This is a genomic window from Paenibacillus sp. 1_12 (assembly GCF_900114475.1).
Lineage (GTDB): Bacteria > Bacillota > Bacilli > Paenibacillales > NBRC-103111 > Paenibacillus_S.
In genome coordinates, this window is the sequence record NZ_FOTE01000002.1 from 461,947 (window position 1) to 485,450 (window position 23,504).

The following is a 23,504-nucleotide window of genomic DNA, read 5'->3' on the forward strand; positions in this document are numbered from 1 at the left end:
AATGAACCGTCTTAAGAAATAACTGCCAGATCGTCAATAACTATATATGAAATGAAAGGGATGATCACAATGAAGAAAATAATTACTCTAATTTCAGCCGCTTTGCTGCTAAGTACAGTATCAACGGGCTCCGTATTTGCGTTTACGGATTTGGATGCAACTGAGAAGGAACCCATCATGATGCTTAAGGAAAAAGGGATCGTAGACGGAGTGGATAGCACTCATTTTGCCCCTCGCAGACCAATCAGCTATGCCCAAAGTGTGAGCTTACTTGTTAAAGGCCTGAACCTGAATCTCGATACGATGCGATTTATTAAAAAACCGGAGGCTTCCGATTACTTCACGAACGTGCCTAACGATGCCTGGTATGCGGAAGCCTTTATTATTGCCCATTTGAATGGACTTAACATTCCGAAGAATGTGGACCCGAGCGCTACGATTACCCGTGAGCAGTATGCCGATCTGCTCATTCATGCTATGGACAAAAAAGGCACATTTCCTGTTATTTTGATGTATATCGGTTTTGCTGATGAAGATCAGATCGATAAAGCTTATATAAACAGCATGCAGCTTCTGTATTTGCACAAGATTGCCAAAACTGAAGAGAAGCGTATGGCCTACCCTAAACGGGAAATGACCCGCGGCGAAGCCGCAGTCTGGGTGAGTCATACCATCCAGTTTCTTAAAGCTCACTCTGTTAACCTGACGAATCCGCAGCAAGATGAAGTTACCGTAGCTGTGGATTCGATTAACGCAGATTTGAACAAAATAACGCTGTCACGCGGCATCACACCCAATCCGGGCTACGGTATCAAGATAGAGGGCATCCGGTTTCAGACCGATGGTACTGCGCAGATCCAATACAGCCTGACCGAGCCTCAGCCGGGAATGATGTACCCGCAGGTCGTTACGGAGTCGAAGGCAGAAACCTTCTTATCCTCCAAGTACAAACCGATTGCAGTTAATGTAACCGGGGCTGCAGCGGAATCCAGTGTCTCTTCGAGTCCAAATCCATCCATAATTGTGCCTACAGAACAATAGTCACAGCCCTTCACCGATAGCTAATTATAAATGGCAGCGAACCAAATAAAAAAACAAAAAGAAGTCAACTCAGATAACGAGTTGGCTTCTTTTTGTGAAAGCATATCCTGAATAAGCTGCTTTGAAAGCTTCTGATACGAATTATTTCTGCTCTATATAAGATGAACCAAACATCCGGACAGCAGGGAGGCGCTGCGAAAGCAGACCCTTCTTCCAATCGCTGTTGCGGCCAGATTCTTTGTATTCTTGGCCCTATAGGGGTAAGAATCCGTCTGCAAAAGCGAACACTTCGTTTCTCCAGAAAGGACCACTTTCTCCACTTGGACTGTATGTTTCTTTGGTTCATCTAATATAGTTCCTTCTGTCTTAGGACAGTATTCTAATCGGAGAACCGGACAAAAACGCTTTTATATTTTCCACAGTGTCCTGATAAAAGGTTTGGTAATTGGCTTGGGACACATACCCGAGATGTGGTGTGGTTAGTACATTGGTAAGACGACGAATGACATCATCTTTCGGCAAAGGCTCTACCTCGAATACATCCAGACCCGCTCCTGCTATCCGTTTGTTCTGAAGAGCTTCGACAAGAGCTGCTTGATCCACTATCGGTGCGCGCGAAGTATTAATCAGATACGACGTCGGGCGCATTAGCTTGAGCTCCTTGGCTCCAAGCAGCCCTCTCGTCCGTTCGCTTAGCACAAGATGAATCGAGACGATATCACTGTTTTTCAGCAGCTCCTCTTTGGAGGCAGCAAAACCTACCCCTACTTCATCAGCACGCTCTTTGGTTAAATTCTGGCTCCATGCAGTCACATCCATCCCAAAGGCCTGACCAATTCGAGCTACCCGACTGCCCAGTTTGCCAAGACCCAGCAGTCCCAGCTTTTTCCCTTGGAGATCCATTCCAATCGTACTCTGCCAAGCACCATTCGTCTGAATCGCATTGTGCTCCTGCACAATATTGCGGGCAAGCCCCAGAATTAACGCCCAAGTAAGCTCTGTGGTAGGATCGCCGCTGCTAGAAGTGCCGCAAACGACAACACCATGAGACACAGCAGCTGCCAGATCTATGGAAGCATTGCGCATACCTGTCGTGATAAGCAGCTTCAAGCGAGGTAAACGCGCGAATAACGGCGCCTTAAATGGAGTACGTTCACGCATAGCTACAATGATGTCATAATCTTGGATCGCAGCGACCAATTCATCCTCTTGATCAAAATGCTGTTGAAAAACTTGGACTTCTACCTTATCCGAAATCGTCGACCAATCCGCAATATGCATGGCAACATTCTGATAATCATCAAGAATCGCGCATCGAAGTTTCATGATTACCTCCCGAGAGTTAATGAAGAAAATGAGTTACACCTAATTATAAGCTAATCATCAGCCTTCAGCTAGCTTCAAGATATCCTTAACCTCCAAAACGGATCGCTCATAGTCTGTATTCACCGTATGAATCATGGCTATCCCGAGTTCCCTCAACGTGATTAGATGATTGGGGAACAGGCGCTTAAGAGGAGGATACAACCACGACAGCCAGGAATAAGAAGGATGCGCATTCTTGAGGCCCTTGGTCGGATGTATATAGCCTGGTCGGAACATGTAAGCTTTTTTAAACGGCAGCTGCAGCAGATGATTTTCCGTTTTACCTTTCACTCTGGCCCACATACTTCTTCCTTGCTCTGAGCTGTCAGTCCCCGTTCCAGTTACATAGCAAAAGGTCATATCGGGATTCAGTCGGGAAAGCATTTCCGCCACATGCATCGTAAGTTGATACGTCACTCGCTCGTAATCTGCTTCTTTCATTCCAACTGAGGAAACACCCAGACAAAAAAAGCAGGCATTATAGTTTTGTAATTGGGCCTCGACAGGCGTCAGGTCATAAAAATCATGATGCACGATTTCTGTTAGCTTAGGATGAGTTAAGCCACATGGCTTCCGATTTATAACTAATACCTGCTCGACATCCGGATGCAAAAGGCATTCATGAAGTACACCTTCCCCCACCATGCCGGTAACCCCCGTAATAATAACCCGTATTTTCTGTTTCGGTTTATACACTTGAGATGGTTTGTTGTGTAACGTGCTGACGTTCGATGGCATATGACAATCCTGCTTTCTACAGACTTTAATGGATATTGAGATCATGGTCGTTCATCTCTGATAGATCTCGATAAAGGTTTACATATAATATACCAGAATATAAAGGTTGTGTTTCCCACTTACAGGCTTCGAGGAAAAGCTTTTCTTATAGGAGATCCTTAAGTGCTTCATTTAAAGAAGAATCGGCATAATCTGTAGAAATACTAAGCTGCTCCCATCTCTCCGTCTCGGCGAGCTTGCCCTGATCAATCATTTTTGCCAAATATACGGCATCACTGCCCAGCAGAAGCCTAAGTGGCGGATTCTCCTCATTTACGATAGTAATGATCGCCTGAGCTCCTTTGGCCGGATCTCCTTGCTCTGTACCCGTTTTCACGCGAATATATTCCTGTAATTTACCTACGGTGTCCAAATAGTCCTCGCCGGCTTCAACATGGCTCATCGAGGAGCCTGCCCAGTCCGTACGGAAGCCACCCGGTTCGATGAGCGTCACTTTTATCCCAAGTGGAGTCACTTCTTTATACAGAACCTCCGAAAATCCCTCAACTGCCCACTTCGCCGCCTGATAGGCACCAAGCCCCGGAGAGCCTCCGCGTCCGCCGATAGAGGAAATCTGTACGATATGCCCCGATTTTTGCTTTCGCAGAACAGGCAATGCGGCTTTTGTTACGTTAATAACTCCCCATAGGTTAGTATCAATCTGGGCGTGAAAGTCTTCCAGAGAAGTTTCCTCGATCGAAGACATATTGCCATACCCAGCATTGTTAACCAACACATCAAGCCTTCCAAATGCATCAATCGCAGCTTGTATAGCTGCTTCAGCTTGCTCTGGGCTAGTAACATCCAGAGTTACAGCACGAACCTGGTCACCATAACGCTCCACAAGATCGGCTAGCTGCTCGGTCCTCCGGGCTGTTGCTATCAATTGATCTCCATGCGCCAAAACGGCTTCGGCAATACTGCGTCCAAGTCCACGAGAGCTTCCTGTAATCAACCATACTTTCGACATATGAATCATTCCTACTTTCGTTAGGGGATTAGTTTTAAATAAACGATCATTCGTTCTTTTATATATAAAAAAAAGAAATAACTACGCTTGGATGGCGTCCCAACTCATTTGAGTTATTTCTTTGAGTTTTTCCTGATTGAATACCAAGGTACCTTTAAAATGCTCTTTAGCCAATTGTGTGACAGGGTAGTAACAATAAATGAGCAGCAGATGGGCATCCACCTTCTTTAGGATATGCTGCTCCTGACCTCTTTCAACAAAATCAAGAATAGGCTTAAAGTACCCGATGCTCTCATCCAGACATAATCTTTCAATAAAGGGAGAGTTCGTGAACTGCTCCAAAAACAGAAAATAATCTTTATTATCAAGAACGAAGTCCTTCAGGTTGCTCATAAACAACTCAAATCCTGCTTGAATCGGGGTCATTTCGTTAATTCCATCGAGCATTTTCAAGCTCATTTTCTCTTTAACGTTCAGATACAGCTTTTTCAGCATATCCTCCTTATTTTCAAAATATACGTAAATCGTTGATGGTGATACATTCGCTCGTTTGGCGATCTTGGACATCGATATGTCTGAAAAACCAATTTCGTTCAGAAGCTGAATGGTTGCCTGAAAAATCGCTTCGTTTTTATTATCATCTTTATGTCTCATGTCTGTATAATAAACGATCATTCGATTATTGTCAAACGATAAACAGCCCGATCATCGGTTCGTATCCCGACTCCCGTGGCTGTTATTTAACACCTAACTACCTGCGACGGTTTGCTTACATCAATATCCTAGTACCAGCTCGTAAAAACAGAAGATGTGCCATAGGCAAGCGGGACAGCCGCTCCCAGCATCAACAGCGGTCCCCACCAGGTAAACATGGAAATCCCCGCAAATAAGCTGATGAGCAGCAGCGCCGGCAGCACCAGAATCGGGGTCACTGCTTGAAGTGCTTGATGTTTGTTCGCATCCTGTATGTCAAACAGCTTCAGAAATGAAGCATTCAGCTCCTCTTTGCAGAATCGCTTTCTCCAGTAGGCCAACATACAAGCAGCCACGATCCAGATCACAATCTTGAGTGTTCCCGGTAAAAAAAACAAGGCGGCACCCATCACAACCGCGAACTGTATGGTAAATCTCCACTGCGTACCGCTGCGAAAATACGATTTGGCCAAAAAATCGGACAATCCGCTGGCAGCGCCTGCACCACGGAACAATCGTTGTGATCTTCCAAACAATATCGGATACTTGCGGGTCGGTCTGATCCTTCGCTTCACTACCCGGATCAGCATCAGCGATACAATCCTCATTCTTGAATCGCTCTCTCTGGCAATATCAGCAAAAAATGCGCCTTTTTGTGCAAGCCTTACTCGGCTCAGAAACACAAACAGCACCAATAGCACCAGCATCCCGATCCAGCTGTACATAGGCAAATCGCTTACATGCGCGACAATACCCTCATATAAAAAGAATGCTCCTATGAACAATACAATTCGCAATAACCAAAGAACGATCCCGTACAGATGAAGCGCAAGCAGTTGACGGGCCAGTCCAAGAGTAATTTTTAACAGATAGGTCAGAACAAACAGGTTCGCAATTGCCGCAACCGTAAAGGAGAAGTTCTGGTATAACAAAGGAAGCAGCAAAGCAACCAGCAATAAAGTAGTCACACCTTGCAGAACCAAGGAATATCTGAAGCCAAGAACCATCAGATGACGGAACCAGCTTTGATTTTGCCTTAGAAAGAGCTGATCTCCCTCCTCAACAAAATAACGAATCGTTCCTAACCAGGCAAATACATAAAATACCGCAGCAACCATCGGTAACGTAAACAAATCAAACCAAGTTGGAGGCGTGTGCAGCCAAGCCCAATAATGATATCCTGCCACAAGCATCAAAGGAATCACAACATACAACACTACCATCCAGTCCACGGCAAGCCGCAGCGCCTTATATTGATAGCTCCAATCGGACCCTACTCTTCGAACAAAAAGTCGCCAGCTGCTCGTCAATGTGCCGCGCCCCCCCATCATAGCAAGGAGTGAAAGCAATCGAATAAGGGCGCATCCGGCAATCCGGATTGCCGCTGAATATCCTGCAGCGTTCCGTTAGCCACTAGTCTGCCACCCGATAAAAGCACAAATGAAGTACAAATCCGTTCAGCCGTGTCCAGCACATGCGTGCTCATCAGGATGCCAGCTCCGCGCTGTCGTTCGTCATCCAGCATGCCGAGGAAATCCTTGATTGCCTTTGGATCCAATCCAATAAAAGGCTCGTCCACTATGTAGACATCCGGCTTGTTCAGGAAGCCAAGGATGAGCATGATTTTTTGCTGCATGCCTTTGGAGAATTTGCCTGGCAGGTGATGCTTTTCATCCAACAGCCTGAAGCGGCGCAGCAAATCATCCGCTCTTTCCAGAAATACGTCACGATCCAGCTCATATACAGCGGCTGCAAACTCCATATGCTCCCAGAGTGTGAGCTCGTCATATAGTATGGGATGCTCGGGTATATAGGCATAGCTTTTCTTTTCACCCATAAAGGTGATTTCTCCTTTAAAATCCTTGAGCAGGCCCAGGATACTCTTTATCGTCGTACTTTTGCCTGCTCCGTTTGGACCTAACAGACCGACAAGCTCACCTTGCCGCACATCAAATTGAATTTGCTTGATCACGTCGGATTGACCTTCGTAGCCTGCCTGCTCAATATGCACTTTCAACACTGCTAATCGTTCTACGACCACTTGCTTTCACTGTCCCTTCCTGCATCTTCTAAAATTATAATGCACATTTCCAAATAAATCATCTTTTGCAATAGTAATGAAGATAAATTACTTAGAACTTACGGAAGACAACGAAATCTATTACCGAAAAAATTTCGTTTTCAACTCAAAAGTGTCAGACGATTTGCGTGATAACAAGATTTGCTGAAACAGGCGTTGCTCCTCCTGCGAGTGGAGTGATAGTAAGTGCCGTGGTATTGACGGCTGGATTTCGTACCGTAATCAGTGAATTAATGACTGTCACTTGCACAAGAGCCATGCCTACAATCTGAGAAGTACCTGTTGCTCGCCCGACCACCGTATACGCTAGTTCAGTACCATTGAGAGTTAACACGAGCTGGCCGGCTTCGGTCACGCTCACCTGAAACATGACCTGATAAGTGCCGATCGCGGACAAGTTAAAAGTACTGGTTCCAGTCCGGGCAATAGCAGTTCCACTCGTCGGTCCATCTTGTGGAAAACTTACGTCCGCACCAGGAACAACGGTTGCTGCATTATCAGGAGGCATCAATGCTTAAAAATCGGCAATGCTTAATACTTTCAGATCTGTAGCTGCACGGCAGCACGAAAAATGGGAGTCGCTTACATATACTCTCTGAGACATCATGATCACAACCTTTACGTTTTATTCTATATAGTTATAAAATGCAGTTTAAGATTATCGGAGACATGCATTAGTACTTGGATATTGGCATATTTTTCTTCAGAAATGTCGTATCTCTAAACACGCTGAACAACCCTTGATTAAATCAAGGGTTGTTCATTGAAAATTCAATAGTGGATATTATTTGGGCTCCACACTGATCAACCGTTTAAATTCCGCCTTCGTTCTTGGAGGGATAACGCCCTTACGGACAGATTCAGGAAGTGCTTGCCACAGCTCCAGCAGCAGTGGCAGTTCCAGACTAAGCGACTGTATCCGCTCCTCGTGCTGGAACAGCTCATGCGGTGTGCCTTGCATGACGCATTGGCCATGATCCATGACAAGGATCCAATCGGCCCATGAATAGGCCAGATTCATATCATGCGTCGCCATCACGATCGTAATACCGTTATCATGTATGCGATCCAACTCTTCAACCAGCTGCTGCTCAGATAAACGATCCAGATAAGCGGTAGGTTCGTCCAGCAGCAGCAGCTCGGGCTCAAGCACAAGCACTCCGGCAAGAGCCACACGTTTTTTTTGACCCAAACTTAAATGGTGAATGGGTTTATCCGCCAAATGCTCAAGACCCATTACGGTCAGCATATAGCGGGTTCGTCGCGTTATTTCCTGCTCAGCCATTCCGGCATTGCGCAATCCATAGGAAATATCCTCGAACGGTGTGCTCAAAATCAGCTGCTGCTCGGGATCTTGAAAAACAAGGCCGATTTGCTGCCGCAGCTTTTTCAGAGCCTCTGGACGATATGATAGCGGAGAATCATGCCACCTCATTTCTCCTGCCGCAGGTCGGTGTATACCGATCGCTTGCAGGAAAAAAGTTGATTTACCGGAACCATTATGTCCGCATATCGCTGTTTTCTTACGCATGGGTATACACATATTTAGTCCCTGAAGGGCTTCAGTATCCGTACCTGGATAACTATATTTTACATCTCGCGCTTCTAAGATCGATTTCATAACTGTTACCTCCAACGAATCCATAGCTCTAAGCCTAATAAGAGAACAACCCCGATCCGGCTTTCCCATTGGTAACGGGATGCAACGGGATGAGCCGTATAAGGTGCCATCCGTATTTCGTCTGTGAAACCTCTCGCTATCAAACCATGGGACAGTGCTTTATATCTCTGCATGGTCTTGCCAAACAAACGAACGATCAATATTGCCGTATCGTTAAGCCTGCCGCGGAACCCGGACTGACCCCCTCGCGCTTTTTGTGCCGTATACATGTGCTGCGCCGTTTCTGTCAGCACAAATAGAAACCGATACATGATCAGCATAATTTCCAATACCAATGCGGGCATTCGCAGCTTCTTCATCACCTGAAACAGCTCAGACATAGGCGTTGTCAGCATCACAAAGGTAAGACAGGATATACAGGCAAAGACTCTGGCAAATAAATAGCCCGCTTGATGCAAGCCTGCTTCCGATATATACAATGTCCAATTCAATATTGTGAAAAGAACATGATTCGTACTTATCACCGCAATCGAATCTCTAGACTGCATACTGATCTCGACCATAATTGCCGGAAGGCTGGTCACATAAAACAATCCGGGAATCCCTATTAGGAGGATATAGGATTGTAAAGGGATTCGGGCATAGAGTACCGTCCACACGAGCATCCAGCCTGCAAGACAGAGCTGTACAACCGGCTGAGACAAGTATGAACCTATGAACAATACGGCAGCGAAACCGCACTTCCACATGGGAGACACGGATCGCAGCCTGTTCTTATAGGATAACGTATCAATCAGCTTGATCATTGCTTATTCGGCTTTACCGATTTACCCTTGAACCAGCCAATCGCATACCCTATGAAGCCTGCCCCGATGGCAGCCTGAAGAGCAAACAGCATGCTTTCCGTTTCTGGTGGTGGCTCAACAAGTGACGAGAACCACGGCTTGTAGCCAGGGTGAAGCTCAGTGATGATTTTTTCGGCTGCATCGTCCGCACCGCCAAATTCACCATTGACCAGAATCAGCGGGAGAACCGCTAACAGCACTACAGCTGTCAGCATAAGTATATTTTTCGTGCGGCTTGTCACGGCTGTTTCACTCCTTTCATTTTACGCTGCAGAATGGACAGCTCCTCTGAGCTATAAGCCTGCAGCCAGTTCCATATCAATACGGTAAGAAGTCCTTCACTGATAGCCAGCGGAATTTGGGTGATGGCAAACACACCGCCGAATTTAACAAACGAAGCCAGAAATCCGCCATTTTCCGCAGGAAAAGCCACCGCCAATTGAATCGACGTGACCACATAGGTGGACAAATCGGCTAAGGCTGCAGCCGAGAATATAGCCAGCTTTTGCTTGCCGGTTGTTTTCATCAGCCATTTATAAATGACGTATCCTACCATAGGTCCAGCCACCGCCATAGAAAATGCATTCGCACCCAATGTCGTCAAGCCACCGTGTGCCAGCAATAATGCTTGAAACAACAATACGATAGATCCGAGTACACTCATCGGCAGCGGCCCGAACATTACTGCACCCAAGCCTGTCCCCGTTGGATGCGAACTGCTTCCCGTCACCGATGGGATCTTGAGGGCCGACAACACGAAGGTAAAGGCGCCCGCCAGACCGAGCATAATTTTCAGCTCCGGTGTTTCCTTGTTTATTTTGATCAAGGCGCGTAATCCGAGTATGAAGAAGGGGATGAACACCACCCACCAAAACACGGCCCAACCTAACGGAAGGAATCCCTCCATAATGTGCATCGCATAGGCTGATTGAGGCTCGTTAATTAAAAAATACAGGGTAAATGCCACAACCACTAGTAAAGCTCGAAACATCTTTTTTGATTTCATTGTGTGAATCCTCACTTTCTTATAATAAGCAAACATAAAAAAACCAATCCTTTAGAATTGGTCATGGGTACATCACAATATAAAACAGGATCCAGTTGGATCACCGTTTCAACGTCCGTACACCACTCCTTTCCGCGAAGGCTTTCGGGTGAATAAATTAGGTAGGTCTCCTGGCTCTCGGATCTTCATTTTCTTTCGTCTTCCCCGATTCATAACCGAGTGACCTGCATGAAAGAAAACTCCCCGAATACAGTGGCGGGACCGCTCGGGATTTGCACCCGATTCCCTGTTACCCCTTATTTTCTAATGGGCACCTAATTCATGTATGCAATTGATTTGCTGTTAAGTACCCTATATTCGATATCCATTATGATTATCCTGTTCGGTAGCATAAATTTTCTAAAAGATAACACCATTCACCATTCATTCGGCGCACGCTATACAAATAAAGACCGACGGATATTACCGCCGATCTTCAGAATCGCTGTATGGGAGTCACGTACCATTTGGACATGGACGTTATGACGACCTCATTCCGCTTCCTAATTATTGCTCACCCGCAGAAATCGCGGCAAGTCGCTCCTTAATCCGTTCCGTGCAAACACCGCCATGATATGTAATGACCGTCTCAATATCATAATCGAGCAGCTTGCCGACCGAACTTAGCGCCTGTTCCATATCTGGTGTAAACGCTTTGTTAGGTGGCATTAGCACACCGTCATTCGAAGTCAACGCATCGCCAGCTATTAAGGTTTTACTCGGCTTATGATAAAGACTAATATGATCCGGTGTATGACCCGGTGTAAAAATCACCTGTATCCCCCCGCAATAAGGCAGCTCGTCACCGTCCTGAAGAGTAACGTCAACCTTGGAGGGCGGAACAAGGATACCTCTTTTTATAATCGGGGTTTCTCCTAATATATACGGCTTGGTCAGCTCATGTGCAAAAACCTCGATCCGTCCCTCTGAAGCAGAGAGCAAATCTGGCAGACTGCCAATGTGATCCAAGTCCTGATGAGTGATGATGATTTTTGTAAGCTTGTCAAAAGAAACTGCTTCCTGAGCAAGCGTGTTCCGAATCACTTCCAGCTGACCCGGGATTCCTGTATCTACTAGAATTCCATCGTTCTCGTCCCATAGTAATGCAGCATGAACGACAAACATATGTTCACCTGCTTTCATTGCCAACTCCACAGCTTTAATTCCTGATCCTGCTGTCATTTCCTACACCTCCATCATAGAATTTGGTTGAACAGTTTCTCCAAGGGGGTGCGATAATCACTTATACACTGTTTCCTTGGTGATTATTTAATGTTAACCTAAACTAGATACGCAGGCAATGTGTTGTCGTTTACACTAGCAGCATCTATCACTATGATTACGTAATGTTTTCTTTAATTTACGATAAATCCGCCCTTTCTTCGCACGATTGCCGAATATAGTGTAAGATGTAAGAAGATCATCAGATCTGAAAATGGATAGTCTAGGGGATGCAGATATGGCAAAAGATGAAATATTTTTAACACCAGAAGGTCTTCGTAATTTGGAGCTCGAACTTGAGGATTTAAAAACCGTTAAGCGTAAAGAATTAGCCGAGCGTATTAAATTAGCTATCAGCTATGGCGATCTAAAGGAAAACAGTGAATATCATTCTGCGAAAAACGACCAGTCGTTTATGGAAACCAGAATTATTACCATTGAAAGAATGCTTAAGAAAGCCAAAGTAGCTGACAATGTGGACATATCCTCCGTACATGTAGGTTCCATCGTTATTCTGAATGACGTAGAATTCTCAGAAAAAGTAGAGTATAAAATCGTAGGTCCTTCCGAGGCTGATGTTGCAGAAAATAAAATTTCTTACGAAAGTCCTCTTGGAGGTTCTCTCATGGGTAAAAAGGTTGGCGATATCATTAGTGTCAATGCACCTGTGGGCGTCATTCAATACGAGCTGCTGGAAATTAGGGCTAACTAAATACAAGTGAATAGCAATAACCACAAGGGCAGCGTTTCATTAGCTGGCCTTTTCATTTTCACTTAACCTTCTGATAACGGTTATTTTCCCAACTCATTTTTAGTATGCGATAACTTTCAAAAATTCAGCTGCTTACCATTCGTTGTATGCTATAATGACACAGGAAATCATAGCAAAAACGGATTAGGAGGAGCACCCGATGAAGCTGTTTCAAGTGAAATCAAACCCTTGGGGGATTGATCGAATGGCGCTTTTTCTTAAAGATAACTTTATAAGTATAAGCTGTCCGGGAATCGGGGACTTGGAACATCTCAGCGCACCTGAGCAGCAACTGGTCCTGGCATGTGAAACACCCGATTCGAATGTAACCGATCAACTTAACGAAATTAGCTGTTTTGTACAAATGATGCAGGATGGCGATTATGTACTTGTAGCCCATGATCAAGAGGTCTATCTCGGGGATGTAGGCGATTATTACTATGTTGAGCAGCACGACAGTATCAAAGAAGGGATGTGCCATAGAAGAGGCGTTACCTGGTTGAACCGGATACCCCGAAGCGAGTTGAATAAAGAAGTTCAAGCGTTGTTAAATCATAGGGAAGCTATTTCACCCTATGAGCAAGCTATAGGGACAGCCGGGTTAGACAGGTGGCTGCCGAATCATTTGAGAATGGCGGAGAATACTAATGCTAATGTGCCTGTACAAAGGATTAGCGTTGATGAGGATACGCTTGAGCAAGCCCTTGGCGTGTTGAAGGAAGCACTCTGCTGCGACGATCCCGAACGCAGGGAAAGAGCGGCAATTGCTATACTGCAGTATGCAGGAGGACAAAACGGAAGCGGGCAATAATCCTATTTTCATTTATTTCCGAAATTTCTCACCTTAACGCATCAAGCCAGAGATGCTATACTCATACAGGAGAATCTACTGTGCGCTGCCTATTATACATATAAATAGATAGGGCAGACGCGGAAACTTACGGACAGGAAGAGGTACACACCATGAGTTCAGCATTAAATCAAGCTTCAGTGTCACCCAAGAAGGGGCGATTTCCTTTAGCTCTCTTATGTCTGACTGCAGGAGCTTTCGCCATTGGCATGACCGAATTTATCATTATGGGTCTTCTCCCTAATGTCGCCAATGATCTGGGAGTTACCATCCCTCAGGCTGGGCAGCTTATTACAAGCTACGCGCTTGGAGTCGCATTCGGTGCTCCTCTGCTCACAGTCTTTACCCATAAGGTACCCCAAAAGAAATTGCTCATTCTACTCATGTGCATTTTCATTATTGGTAACGCCTTGTCTGTCGTGGCTCCGGCGTACTATCTGCTTATAGCCGCTCGGGTTATGACGGCATTTGCCCATGGTACTTTTTTGGGAGTCGGATCCATTATCGCCGCTCGTCTTGTTCCGCCCGAGAAGCGGGCTGGAGCCGTATCCATGGTGCTAGCCGGGTTGACGATTGCCAATATTATTGGTGTCCCGTTCGGAACCTTTATTGGCCAGCAATTGGGCTGGAGAGCTTCATTCGGCGCCATTACCATTATGGGGATCATCTCCTTGATTGGCATAATCAAATTCATTCCCGTCATACGCCAGGAACATTTACCAAGTCTTGCTAAGGAGTTCCGCAGTCTAATGAATCCCCAGGTACTGCTGGTGCTGTTGACGGGCGCGCTCGGATGTGCAAGCTTGTTTTCCGTATTCACCTATATCACGCCTATGCTGGAAACAATCAGCGGCTTTGCCGAGCATAGTGTAACCTGGATTTTGGTTTTATTCGGTTGTGGAGTAACGATTGGCAATATGCTTGGCGGCAGGCTTGCCGACTGGAAGCTCATGCCTACTTTAATGATTAACTTTGCTGTGCTGGCCGTCATTTTATCGCTATTGACCGTTACGCTATGGAATCCCGTGCTAGCCGTCATTACCATCTTTCTCTGGGGAATCGCGGCGTTCGGTATTATGCCCGGCATCCAGATTCGAATTATGAATCTGGCTCATGAAGCCCCACTGCTGGCTACAACCTCAAGTCATTCTGCCTTGAATTTAGGCAATGCGAGCGGAGCCTATCTAGGTGGCGTGATGATAACGTATATGGGTCTCAATTCCGTACCGTGGCTCGCGGCCGCCCTTGCCGCCCTTGCTTTTATAGGTGTCATCCTCAGCTTCAGTCTGGAAAAGCGGAAACAACAATTGGTTTCGGTTCAATAACAGCCCTCCTGTTCCACAGCGAAGACCCTACGATGCATGCATCGTAGGGTCTTATATGACGTGGGAAGCGATTGTGTCCGTTCAATTGTAAATAAGCGTTGTATTCATTTCACTTCTCGGTTTTCAGTTAACCACAGGATACTCAAGTTTCCAATTGCTAGGGAATTTGACCGGAAAACAATCGAAACCATCTCGATCGTTTCATCCTTTTAAGAGAGCTCATGGTAAATCAACTGCCTTTCGGATTGACATAGAATCATGTTTCTTCCGTTCGAAGTTTGACTTTTTATTACCACTTCCCACTACTTTTCATTACCCTGATTATCTGGATGTGAAACACTTCGAATCCGATATATTAATCTTTACGCCTTTTCCTCATAGCCGGGCTGATTGACGATGTGAGTAACCTCATCCGTTGTAGATTTCAGCAATGCAGTCGCTTCCTCGGACGTGATTTTGCCGTCATTTAAACTCTTGTTGATCGGCGCTTCCACAAGGCTCACGAGTTTACTCGTAAAATTCGCGGATTCGTTCGTTTGCTGCATGGCTACGTCAGCCAGAGACTTCCCATCATGCAGCTCCTCTTGCAAATCACTATTATCGATATCCAATATAGAGGATGCCAGAATAATGATTTGATTCAGCTTTAAGTCAGCCCGTTCAGCTGCGGGAATTGACGTATCAACCGTTCCTGCTACCCATGCATCCTCGATGTCATCATCAGCAAACACTTGCTGAGTGAACGAACTGCCAAATCCTCCAACCAGTAATGCCGCCGCTACTGTTCCTGCCATAACACTTTGCTTCCATCTGCTCATGGCTCTCTCCACCTTGTCTATATAGTGTCAACCGAGAAAGGAATTGCCTATTCCTTATGCATTAAGAATAAAATTCCAACCTGAATAGTAAATGAAATCCAGCTGATTTTCAGCTATATTTTTCCTTAAATTAACATTAAAATTCAATTCGCAAGGGATAACGGTCTAATTTATTGGACGATTTCCAGTCAACAAAAAATGACAGTCGGGAACATGAATCATGTTCTCAACTGTCATTATGTAAATGCGTATAAATGCTAGCGAATAGATGTATATGGATGCTTTAGCTGATCATGCCAGCTGTATATCACCATGCTCATCTATTTGCTATTATGCCCCAGCTACCTCGAGTGTTTCTCCCGGGGCTACAACCTTGCCCTTCAGTCCGCGTGTACCCAATAAGGATACGAATGCTTCGGCATCCTGCCTAATAGCAGGGAATGAATTATAATGTATCGGAACGACCAGCTTCGCGTTATACCATTCTGCAGCCTGTAAAGCATCCTCAGGTCCCATCGTATAGTGGTCGCCAATCGGAACCAAAGCGACATCGATCTGATTACGGTCGCCGATCAGCTTCATATCGCCGAACAATGCGGTATCTCCGGCATGCAGTATCGTTAAGCCTTCCGCATAGATCAAATATCCGCCAGGAGTTCCCCCGTACAAAATCTGTTTATTTTCTTCATCAACGATACCCGATGTATGAAATGCCTGGACCATCTTCGCTTTTGCAAATCCCAGATCGACGGTTCCACCCATGTTCATTCCTATCGTTTTTACACCCTTCCAGGACATGTAGGCTGCCAGCTCCACGTTTGCCACAACAGAACAATCATTGGCTTTTGCAATCGGCTCGGCATCCAATATATGATCGATATGGGAATGCGTCAGAAGAACCGCATCGACCTTAATATCCTCTGGCTTGGCAGTCGCCAACGGATTGCCGCTGAGAAAAGGATCGATAATTAAAGACTTTCCGTTGGTAATGATCTGAATGGCAGAATGTCCATGGTAAATGATTTGCATCGGATCTCGACTCCTCTTGATTTCGATTTGATTGGCTAAATCGGACTTGGATCACGTCATTCGCGCCCTGTATATCATTACCAGTTTGCTTCCACCAATCCATCTTAATTGTGACATAAAAAAGCAGCAATTTGCAACATTGCTTGCAATTCTATCGTTGTCCGTTTCGAATTCCCACCTATTCCTTCCTACTGATCTGATACTGTGCTTTATCCATCCATTCCTGGTTGAAGGTAACGCCCCAACCCGGTCCGTCAGGAATTGCTACCTTTCCGTCCTTAACCTCCAAAAACGTTTCATAAAAGCCCTTTGCCCAACCTGGCTCTTCAATACTGAACTCAACATACGGGCCCCCATTTGGCAGGGCTCCAATCAAATGGAGCGTAAATACGGTAACCATCGACAAATTAGCGGCGTGCGGCGTGCAAGGAATTCCTGCAGCCTCTGCCATTTTGGCAACCTGGAGTGTACGGCTAATTCCACCCGCGTAACAAATATCCGGCTGCACAATATCCACAGCTTTCATGGCGATCATCCGTCTGAATTGTGCTAAATCGGTGTCCTGTTCACCGCCGGACACTGGGATCGTTAAAGCGGCAGCAACCTCCGCGGTCCATTCCAATTCCGGATACGGGCATGGCTCTTCGAAGTGCCCATAGTTATATTGCTCCAGCATGCGACCGACCTCAATAGCCCGTTTCGGTGTGAACCCGCTGTTGGCATCGGCATGGATGATCGTTTTGTCACCCAAAGCTTTCCGAATAGTTGGGATCATGGCTTCAGTGCGTCCCGGCCAGTGATCAACGTCGTTACCGAAGTTTTCCCCGATACGGATTTTGAATGCTTCGTATCCATGCTTGTCCTGAAGCCGCAGAAGCCGCCCCGCCTCTTCCTCGGGAGTAATGCTGCGCTTCATGCTCGATCCATATACCGGAAGCAGCCGCGGCTTGCCTCCCAACAGCTCGCAGACGCTTTTCTCTTCCCGCTTGCCGCGCAAATCCCACAGAGCCGTATCCAGGCCTCCGACCGCCCGGCAAATATAGGAACCTGGAAATTTATGCTCGCCTGTAACGACGCGGTCTACCAAACCATCAATGTCATTGGCATCCGATCCCAGCGCATAGGGAGCGACCTGCCGATGCAGCACCATTGCCGAGATGTCAGCTTGATATGGAGCGAACTGACCGTATCCCTCCAATCCGTCCTCAGTCCGTACACGGACTATCCCGATATGCTGTGTGGAAAAGCTTTCTATGCTTTTGATTTTCAAAGTGTTTGCCTCCCATTTTAGATAATAAATGAATGGTTGATGATGGATGGATGAGTCCATAAACTATGATCTTTGATTGATCATGAATGAAAGATTAGCTTACGAAGTGACGATTTCAATCGCTAAAGGCTCGATAAATTCCTGATACCGCTCCTTCACTTGACCGCTCAGTACATCACCTTCATGCACGTAAATCCGCTGCTGTATGCTTAAACTATCGCCACCCTGCAGAGTCTTCCCTCCGGAGAAATGAAAGTTGGCCGATGTAAAGGCCCCCGAATCCCTCACAAACCATTGTGATGCGTACGCTTCATTATCTGGGTGTACAAACATCGTGATTCCTGCATCGATGAGCGATTTGCTGGGAATGCCGTTGTCCCAGTCCACATTAACCAGCTTGCCGCTGTAATCGACCCATTCCGTCACTGTTCCAAAAATGCCTTTTTCCTTGGTATTTCCGCTAGCAGCCGTTAACAATCCGGTATGGAAGCCGTTAATTTGCTCATTGACCCGAATGAACGGGAAGCCTCCTTCTTTGGTGCTGCCGAAAACCACTTCTCCGTTTACCGCATGAAGCGAAGTATGAATATCCAGATATCTGGACTCCCTAGGTAAATTATAAATGCGGACACTTCGCGTCTCCTGCAGAAGAAGCCCGCCGTCTTCATCCAGCCAATCTACAATCGATGTAATTTGTCCAAAAACAGGACCTCCAAACAGCGCCAAAAACTTGCGGTGGGTTTGCCGTCCTTCTCGGCGGAATTCATGGTACGCCTTATGTCCGTTGACATCATCATGTCCCCACCACAAACCGTGGTGATGCAGATGATCATCCGGCGCATCCTGAATCAACGTATGGCCTTTCGGTCCTATCAGTGGGTAATAGTAAGGCTTAGGTACAAAAGGGGAGTACATATAACGGGTAGCCAGCTTGCCTTCAATGCTCACTACTACCCTTGCATTCTCCTCTTGATGATCGACAAAAACCCCATTGGTGTTCCGCCATGGATTATATATCCGGTCCTCGGCAACAGAGATTTGCCTTGCTTTTTTAGTAAAGACCAATCTTAATTCTGACGTAAGTCTGTCTGCTGACCATTCCTTGATCAAGACATACAGCGCATGCTCCGTGCCAGTACGCTCCGGTGTCGCGGACATGGATTGACTATTTAATTGACACGGAAATTCCAACCCTGAAGCTTCCTCCTGCAACAAAATATCCATTTCCCCAGACCACTCTTTGAGCTGTTGATACGTTGAAGCATCAAGCTCCAAGCGGGTTACTGAGGGGAGCAGCCTATTGGCATTAGGCATCAGCCTGACTTTGAAATCAATCGACATTATGATAATCAGCCTCCGTTTACTTGTATAGGTTACGCTTTGGGCGCACAGCTATGACCTTTGTTTCCCTGATCCATGCTTACTGACTTCCGCTAACAAATGCAATATCTTTTGCAACTTGCGGGCGAAACAGCTCCCAGCTAAATGGGGTGTCCCCCAGATGCATTAATGGCTGCTCCTTATAACGGGATTTAGTGGCATCGATCAGATCTTCCCAATGCTTCGCAGCGTAAGGTTCTTCTAGCCAATGCTGTGCGTTCCTGCGATCATTCTCTTTACCGGTTTTCTCATATAAGGCATAACAGACACCTGCTCTCAGCTTGGCTGCAAAATAAAGACTGAGGTGCGCCCATGCCTCAACGTCAGCTGTTTCTGAATTCAGTCCGGGTGTCGAATCGGCAATTACAGACAGTGCCTGCAGCCCTTGTCGGGCATCCGCCTCCAACGTATCAGCCAATTGCAGTGGTGTGACCAAGCCTTCCATTGATTGGTCGTTCAGCCAACGATCCGCATAATCGCGCAGCGATAAGTACGCAGGATCAAAGGTCTTACTTTCCAGTAGATCCTTCAAGGAAATAAACGCCTCTCCCGAATTGTACTCATCCCGATTAGTCGCAATAAAGCCTTCTGCATATAAAGTGAAATCCCACGTAAACGAGAAAAAGGAACCAAGTGCCATCGGCATTTTACAAACGGATGAAAAGGCTCCAAGCAAGTGCTTGCCTGCCGATTCCCCATAACGTTGACTGATCGCGTTCTGAAATACCGTATCCGGTGTGGAAGGATCGTATAACAATCGGCCCCAAAGCATGTAATACAGCCAATGCTTCTCGAAAGCGTAGGTCCAGCTCATTTGCGGACTGTCCTCCACATGGGAATAATCCTTTGCGGGTATAAAGCATTCCGACCCCACATAATAACCACCTACATAGTCGTGAATATTTTCTGCCAAATGCTCCCTGATAAAATCAGGCTGCGCCCAGCGAAGCGTGAAAAAGTCTTCATTGCGGATCATCCACGTAATTTTGTAGTTGGTCGGCGGTGGGTTCCAGTAGCCCTCCATGCCCTTGGAGCCACCATGTGTCAGCAGCAGCTTCGAGGACGAGTAAGCGTGAGACCAGTTGAACTTGACCTCAACCCAGACCGGCTCAGGCAAAAATCCATTTTGCTCAATCGAGGTTCTTGTTATTAGAGGGTCTACGGAAAACGGCGCACGGTGAATAAATTTCACAGGTCTGCTGGCGTTTTTCATGCCTTCATAATAAACTTCCTCAATCCACGTTTGCCTCGCCTCGGGAGCCATGTCGTCCATTCTTTCTCCGAGAGAGATGCCAAGTCCTGCCAAATCGGGATACTCGTCAATCATCTGGGTAACGCTTTCACGTGTATACTGTTTAATCTGCTCGGTTGAATAAGCATCACCATAATAAAATTGCAGATCATCCACAGCAAGCGGATCATAATGCTCTTTAAACGCTTCTGATACAAAAATATTCCAGTTAATCATATACGTCTCAATGCCGCGCTCCTTGGCCATCCGAAACAATGAGGACCAATACTGCTTCCACTCCGCTAATTCCTCATCGGAAAAAGGAGTTGCCTTCGGATAATGAACCGACCTGATCATATATGGAAATGGGTGAAGGTTCCACAGGGTTAGCACATTGTAGCGGTTCTGTGCCATCATATCGAGAAAGCTTTGCCAAAAGCCGAGATCGCGAACAGTCTCATGCTGTAAATCAAAGCATTCATTCATCCTGTAGCTGGACCAGGGAAGATTAAATTTAAGTGCTCGAAATGCCAATCTGGGATTCGTGATACATTCAGGAATAAGGGATAGTTCAACATGATCACGAAGCTGTTCGGCAAGCTCCAATACGCCATACATCGCACCTGACTCATCACGAGCCAGGACAGCAAGTGCTTGCTTGCCTTGATGCAGGTAACGGCGTATTTCGAAACCTTCCGCAAGCACGGACGCATCCACTGCCAAACCGAGCAGAACAGCTTCTTCCTCCGAGCTGGTGATGGCAATATGTATAGGTCCCGGCTGATTCAGCTCTCCGGTTTCATAGATTTCCCCTACTGCCTGAATTGCTTCCTTTAACTTACCGACAGCAAAGCTTACTTGAGGCGAGGATGTTCGAAACGCTATGGTGATGGCCATTTGATGATATCTCCCTTCAATCATGTTGTGGTTAAACGGCTATATAAGATGAACCAAACATTCGTACAGCAGGGAGGAGCTGCGAAAGCAGACCCTTCTTCCAATCACTATTGCAGCCAGATTCTTTGTATTCTTGGCCCTATAGGGGTAAGAATCCGTCAGCAAAGGTGAACACTTCGTTTCTCCAGAAGGATCCGCTTTCTCCGCTTGGGCTGTATGTTTCTTTGGTTCATCTTATATAGGTTTCAAAAATTTCACAGGAATATTCGGTGGCATAAGCCTGGTCAGGCTGCAGCTCGCGATAAGTACCGTGCTCCAATGAGTGATCAAAATTGGCAAACGCATCATTGGAAGGCTCGATGCCGATCGTATACATATCCTCGACATTGTTGCTCCAGTAGCGGATAAATGGAAAAGCATCCAGCTCCCAGCGGAGTTGAACGCCCACTTTCTTATCCCTACTAATCAGCTTCACCCAAGGCTCCTGAATATGCGTCAGTACCGTAAATATTTGCTCATTAGCAGCCCTTGGAAGCACTTCCTGTATGTTTCTGAGCGTACCATCAGGTAACGTGATCCGATTAATCGGTTCTTCGAATCGGCTCAGCTCGTTTTTGTAAGCACTGTCATATTGCCTTGCATGAAATGCGATACAATCTGGAAATTCAATGTACACGCGTTCATCAAGAAACTGACCACCGAAGGCCGCATGCTGCGTCCATGTATATTGTACCGCTGCTGTTCCCTTATTGTGAATTCGCTGCTGCACATATAGACGCGAATCCCCCTGCTTTACCTTAAATATCTTTTCGACAAGCAGTGGAACGTCAGGTAGTTGTACGTAACAGCGAATACTGGCGCAATCAGCCGTATCTTGTTCAATCTCATAATCCCAAGGGACCGTCGCAGCGATACCGCCTGTGTCCTGAGTAATATCCAGGTCCAAATATCTCGCCCGATGGGGGAGACAGTCCTGCCAGCCGCCCGTAAACAGCTCTGAATAAGATTTCAATCTTTGCTCGGTCAGGTTTCTATGCTCAAACACATCAAGCCCGTTGTTCGTCTTCAAAAGAATGTCCATATCTAACGGCTTATAAATGAACTCAAATATATCGGCCCCCTTACTGATTAGGATACGAATCCGCAGCAATTCGTTTTCCAAGGTGACTGTCTTAATTGTAGAAATAAATGATTCACGAATCGTGCATCGAGAGCTATTGGACAAGTTCAGATCCCTCCTTGTTAACATACCATTTTTGATACAAATGGTCACGTATGTTTAAACATCGACAACTCTCGTGTCGCTGGGAAAATCTCGTCAAGACGTTTCATTGTCGAATCGTCCAGCTCAATTTCGGCGGAACGCAGCGACTGTTCAAGCTCACGGACACTGCTTGGGCCGATCACAGGAGCGGTTATTGCCGGATTGGCCAGCAGCCACGCTAAGGAAATGTTAGCCTCCTGCTCTCCTAGCTCTCTGCATAGAGCTGAGAATAGCTCCATTTGCGAACGATGGGCTTCCAGCAGCATTCGTGCATCATCCGTCAACGGCCGAGTGAGCGTCTTGCTGACATCCGTTGCCAGCAACCCTCTCGCCAGTGGGCTCCATATTGTAATGCCGATACCAAGCTCCTTGGCGGTCGGCAGCGTATCTGTATCCGGAAATCGGTTCAACAGGTTGTACCCATGCTGTTCGGATACGAGTCCCATAAAATGCCGCTCCTTGGCAGCCGCTTGGGCACGTGTCAAGTCTCTTCCGGCAAAATTGGAGGAGCCGATATAATCCACCTTGCCTGACCGGACGAGACCTTCGAAGGCTTCCCACAATTCTTCCCATTGTACATGACGATCCACATGATGCATTTGGTACAGCTCGATGTGATCGGTTTGCAGTCTTTTCAGCGATGCTTCGATATGACGGCGGATTTTGTACAGAGAAAGACCCTGCTCCTTATTGGGGCCGTCCAGCACATCCTGCTCAAAAACACGGCCAACCTTTGTACCCAGCACGACCCGTTCACGGCGATTGCCGCCCTGCGCGAACCAGCGGCCAATAATTTCCTCGGCTCTGCCGCGGTGGCCGATACCGCCATATACGTTAGCGGTATCAAAAAAATTAATGCCAGCATCCAACGCTGCATCCATAATTTTAAAGGCTTCCTGCTCTGGAATACTTCCGTATTCCCCTTCTTTTGTTGGTAATGAACCAAAGGCTGCTGTACCTAGACACAACCGGCTTACCCTTAAGCCCGACTTTCCCAAGTAACCGTATTTCACAGTTCATGCCTCCCTGCT

General features: G+C 46.4%; 23 protein-coding genes and 1 riboswitch. Of the genes, 4 read left to right on the top strand and 19 right to left on the bottom strand.

Annotated elements, in window-relative coordinates; genetic code table 11:
- Positions 1 to 69 precede the first annotated feature (69 nt).
- Positions 70 to 1,041: an S-layer homology domain-containing protein gene (locus BM210_RS06105; RefSeq protein ID WP_256223257.1), complete on the top strand. Its 972-nt coding sequence runs from the start codon at positions 70 to 72 to the stop codon at positions 1,039 to 1,041.
- Between the two features lie 366 nt (positions 1,042 to 1,407).
- Here the strand turns inward: BM210_RS06105 and BM210_RS06110 are convergent, their stop codons facing one another.
- The 12 genes from BM210_RS06110 to BM210_RS06165 form a co-directional block, all read right to left on the bottom strand.
- Positions 1,408 to 2,367 carry a D-2-hydroxyacid dehydrogenase family protein gene (locus tag BM210_RS06110; protein ID WP_091165637.1) on the bottom strand — a complete coding sequence of 320 codons (960 nt, stop codon included), beginning with the start codon at positions 2,365 to 2,367 and terminating at the stop codon, positions 1,408 to 1,410.
- A 57-nt stretch (positions 2,368 to 2,424) separates the two neighbouring features.
- Positions 2,425 to 3,144 (bottom strand): NAD-dependent epimerase/dehydratase family protein, encoded by a 720-nt coding sequence (locus tag BM210_RS06115; RefSeq protein WP_256223259.1) that lies wholly within the window; start codon positions 3,142 to 3,144, stop codon positions 2,425 to 2,427.
- 145 nt (positions 3,145 to 3,289) lie between these two features.
- Positions 3,290 to 4,153 (bottom strand): oxidoreductase, encoded by an 864-nt coding sequence (locus BM210_RS06120; protein WP_091165639.1) that lies wholly within the window; start codon positions 4,151 to 4,153, stop codon positions 3,290 to 3,292.
- A gap of 81 nt (positions 4,154 to 4,234) precedes the next feature.
- The gene (locus tag BM210_RS06125; RefSeq protein ID WP_091166152.1) at positions 4,235 to 4,807 is read right to left on the bottom strand and encodes a TetR/AcrR family transcriptional regulator; all 573 of its coding nucleotides are present in this window, start codon (positions 4,805 to 4,807) and stop codon (positions 4,235 to 4,237) included.
- A 128-nt stretch (positions 4,808 to 4,935) separates the two neighbouring features.
- Positions 4,936 to 6,156: an ABC transporter permease gene (locus BM210_RS06130; protein WP_177237657.1), complete on the bottom strand. Its 1,221-nt coding sequence runs from the start codon at positions 6,154 to 6,156 to the stop codon at positions 4,936 to 4,938.
- 17 nt (positions 6,157 to 6,173) lie between these two features.
- The gene (locus tag BM210_RS06135) at positions 6,174 to 6,857 is read right to left on the bottom strand and encodes an ABC transporter ATP-binding protein (RefSeq protein WP_371263430.1); all 684 of its coding nucleotides are present in this window, start codon (positions 6,855 to 6,857) and stop codon (positions 6,174 to 6,176) included.
- Positions 6,858 to 7,041: 184 nt separating this feature from the next.
- On the bottom strand, positions 7,042 to 7,434 hold the full coding sequence (locus BM210_RS06140; RefSeq protein ID WP_091165644.1) for a hypothetical protein: 393 nt from the start codon (positions 7,432 to 7,434) through the stop codon (positions 7,042 to 7,044).
- 276 nt (positions 7,435 to 7,710) lie between these two features.
- Positions 7,711 to 8,547 (bottom strand): energy-coupling factor ABC transporter ATP-binding protein, encoded by an 837-nt coding sequence (locus tag BM210_RS06145; protein ID WP_091165647.1) that lies wholly within the window; start codon positions 8,545 to 8,547, stop codon positions 7,711 to 7,713.
- A 5-nt stretch (positions 8,548 to 8,552) separates the two neighbouring features.
- Positions 8,553 to 9,353, bottom strand: coding sequence for a cobalt ECF transporter T component CbiQ (gene cbiQ / locus BM210_RS06150; protein ID WP_091165648.1), 801 nt, complete (start codon positions 9,351 to 9,353; stop codon positions 8,553 to 8,555).
- Positions 9,350 to 9,634 (bottom strand): energy-coupling factor ABC transporter substrate-binding protein, encoded by a 285-nt coding sequence (locus BM210_RS06155; protein WP_091165650.1) that lies wholly within the window; start codon positions 9,632 to 9,634, stop codon positions 9,350 to 9,352. The genes cbiQ and BM210_RS06155 overlap by 4 nt, the downstream gene beginning before the upstream one ends.
- Positions 9,631 to 10,398, bottom strand: coding sequence for an energy-coupling factor ABC transporter permease (locus BM210_RS06160; RefSeq protein ID WP_091166156.1), 768 nt, complete (start codon positions 10,396 to 10,398; stop codon positions 9,631 to 9,633). Before BM210_RS06160 ends, BM210_RS06155 begins: the two co-directional genes overlap by 4 nt.
- A 142-nt stretch (positions 10,399 to 10,540) precedes the next feature.
- Positions 10,541 to 10,731, bottom strand: a riboswitch (cobalamin riboswitch).
- Positions 10,732 to 10,944: 213 nt separating this feature from the next.
- Entirely contained in the window at positions 10,945 to 11,619 is a 675-nt protein-coding gene (locus BM210_RS06165) for an MBL fold metallo-hydrolase (RefSeq protein WP_091165653.1), read from the bottom strand.
- 277 nt (positions 11,620 to 11,896) lie between these two features.
- Here BM210_RS06165 and greA point away from each other — a divergent pair, with 277 nt between their 5' ends.
- The 3 genes from greA (at position 11,897) to BM210_RS06180 (ending at position 14,584) form a co-directional block, all read left to right on the top strand.
- A complete protein-coding gene (gene greA, locus BM210_RS06170) occupies positions 11,897 to 12,370 on the top strand; it encodes a transcription elongation factor GreA (RefSeq protein ID WP_091165655.1) in 474 nt (157 codons plus the stop codon).
- Positions 12,371 to 12,569: 199 nt separating this feature from the next.
- A complete protein-coding gene (locus tag BM210_RS06175) occupies positions 12,570 to 13,220 on the top strand; it encodes a hypothetical protein (protein ID WP_091165657.1) in 651 nt (216 codons plus the stop codon).
- A 152-nt stretch (positions 13,221 to 13,372) separates the two neighbouring features.
- On the top strand, positions 13,373 to 14,584 hold the full coding sequence (locus tag BM210_RS06180) for an MFS transporter (protein ID WP_091165660.1): 1,212 nt from the start codon (positions 13,373 to 13,375) through the stop codon (positions 14,582 to 14,584).
- Positions 14,585 to 14,946: 362 nt separating this feature from the next.
- On the opposite strand, the gene BM210_RS06185 is transcribed toward BM210_RS06180, so the two are convergent.
- The 7 genes from BM210_RS06185 to BM210_RS06215 form a co-directional block, all read right to left on the bottom strand.
- Positions 14,947 to 15,402: a hypothetical protein gene (locus BM210_RS06185; RefSeq protein WP_091165662.1), complete on the bottom strand. Its 456-nt coding sequence runs from the start codon at positions 15,400 to 15,402 to the stop codon at positions 14,947 to 14,949.
- A gap of 330 nt (positions 15,403 to 15,732) precedes the next feature.
- Positions 15,733 to 16,431, bottom strand: coding sequence for a metal-dependent hydrolase (locus tag BM210_RS06190; RefSeq protein WP_091165663.1), 699 nt, complete (start codon positions 16,429 to 16,431; stop codon positions 15,733 to 15,735).
- A 178-nt stretch (positions 16,432 to 16,609) separates the two neighbouring features.
- A complete protein-coding gene (locus tag BM210_RS06195) occupies positions 16,610 to 17,701 on the bottom strand; it encodes a mandelate racemase/muconate lactonizing enzyme family protein (protein WP_091165665.1) in 1,092 nt (363 codons plus the stop codon).
- Between the two features lie 99 nt (positions 17,702 to 17,800).
- Positions 17,801 to 19,042: a DUF6807 domain-containing protein gene (locus tag BM210_RS06200; RefSeq protein ID WP_091165667.1), complete on the bottom strand. Its 1,242-nt coding sequence runs from the start codon at positions 19,040 to 19,042 to the stop codon at positions 17,801 to 17,803.
- A 79-nt stretch (positions 19,043 to 19,121) separates the two neighbouring features.
- Positions 19,122 to 21,209, bottom strand: coding sequence for a hypothetical protein (locus BM210_RS06205; protein WP_091165670.1), 2,088 nt, complete (start codon positions 21,207 to 21,209; stop codon positions 19,122 to 19,124).
- Between the two features lie 229 nt (positions 21,210 to 21,438).
- Positions 21,439 to 22,434 carry a DUF4432 family protein gene (locus BM210_RS06210; RefSeq protein WP_177237658.1) on the bottom strand — a complete coding sequence of 332 codons (996 nt, stop codon included), beginning with the start codon at positions 22,432 to 22,434 and terminating at the stop codon, positions 21,439 to 21,441.
- A 44-nt stretch (positions 22,435 to 22,478) separates the two neighbouring features.
- Entirely contained in the window at positions 22,479 to 23,486 is a 1,008-nt protein-coding gene (locus BM210_RS06215; protein ID WP_091165675.1) for an aldo/keto reductase, read from the bottom strand.
- Positions 23,487 to 23,504 lie beyond the last annotated feature (18 nt).

What these genes read in the sequence shown, in the direction of transcription:
- BM210_RS06160 (WP_091166156.1), bottom strand. Translation starts at nt 10,398, where the DNA reads ATGAAATCAAAAAAGATGTTTCGAGCTTTACTAGTGGTTGTGGCATTT.
- BM210_RS06120 (WP_091165639.1), bottom strand. Translation starts at nt 4,153, where the DNA reads ATGTCGAAAGTATGGTTGATTACAGGAAGCTCTCGTGGACTTGGACGC.
- BM210_RS06200 (WP_091165667.1), bottom strand. Translation starts at nt 19,042, where the DNA reads ATGTCGATTGATTTCAAAGTCAGGCTGATGCCTAATGCCAATAGGCTG.
- BM210_RS06190 (WP_091165663.1), bottom strand. Translation starts at nt 16,431, where the DNA reads ATGCAAATCATTTACCATGGACATTCTGCCATTCAGATCATTACCAAC.
- cbiQ (WP_091165648.1), bottom strand. Translation starts at nt 9,353, where the DNA reads ATGATCAAGCTGATTGATACGTTATCCTATAAGAACAGGCTGCGATCC.
- BM210_RS06110 (WP_091165637.1), bottom strand. Translation starts at nt 2,367, where the DNA reads ATGAAACTTCGATGCGCGATTCTTGATGATTATCAGAATGTTGCCATG.
- BM210_RS06185 (WP_091165662.1), bottom strand. Translation starts at nt 15,402, where the DNA reads ATGAGCAGATGGAAGCAAAGTGTTATGGCAGGAACAGTAGCGGCGGCA.
- BM210_RS06205 (WP_091165670.1), bottom strand. Translation starts at nt 21,209, where the DNA reads ATGGCCATCACCATAGCGTTTCGAACATCCTCGCCTCAAGTAAGCTTT.
- BM210_RS06125 (WP_091166152.1), bottom strand. Translation starts at nt 4,807, where the DNA reads ATGAGACATAAAGATGATAATAAAAACGAAGCGATTTTTCAGGCAACC.
- BM210_RS06180 (WP_091165660.1), top strand. Translation starts at nt 13,373, where the DNA reads ATGAGTTCAGCATTAAATCAAGCTTCAGTGTCACCCAAGAAGGGGCGA.
- BM210_RS06140 (WP_091165644.1), bottom strand. Translation starts at nt 7,434, where the DNA reads ATGCCTCCTGATAATGCAGCAACCGTTGTTCCTGGTGCGGACGTAAGT.
- BM210_RS06115 (WP_256223259.1), bottom strand. Translation starts at nt 3,144, where the DNA reads ATGCCATCGAACGTCAGCACGTTACACAACAAACCATCTCAAGTGTAT.
- BM210_RS06175 (WP_091165657.1), top strand. Translation starts at nt 12,570, where the DNA reads ATGAAGCTGTTTCAAGTGAAATCAAACCCTTGGGGGATTGATCGAATG.
- greA (WP_091165655.1), top strand. Translation starts at nt 11,897, where the DNA reads ATGGCAAAAGATGAAATATTTTTAACACCAGAAGGTCTTCGTAATTTG.
- BM210_RS06165 (WP_091165653.1), bottom strand. Translation starts at nt 11,619, where the DNA reads ATGACAGCAGGATCAGGAATTAAAGCTGTGGAGTTGGCAATGAAAGCA.
- BM210_RS06105 (WP_256223257.1), top strand. Translation starts at nt 70, where the DNA reads ATGAAGAAAATAATTACTCTAATTTCAGCCGCTTTGCTGCTAAGTACA.
- BM210_RS06145 (WP_091165647.1), bottom strand. Translation starts at nt 8,547, where the DNA reads ATGAAATCGATCTTAGAAGCGCGAGATGTAAAATATAGTTATCCAGGT.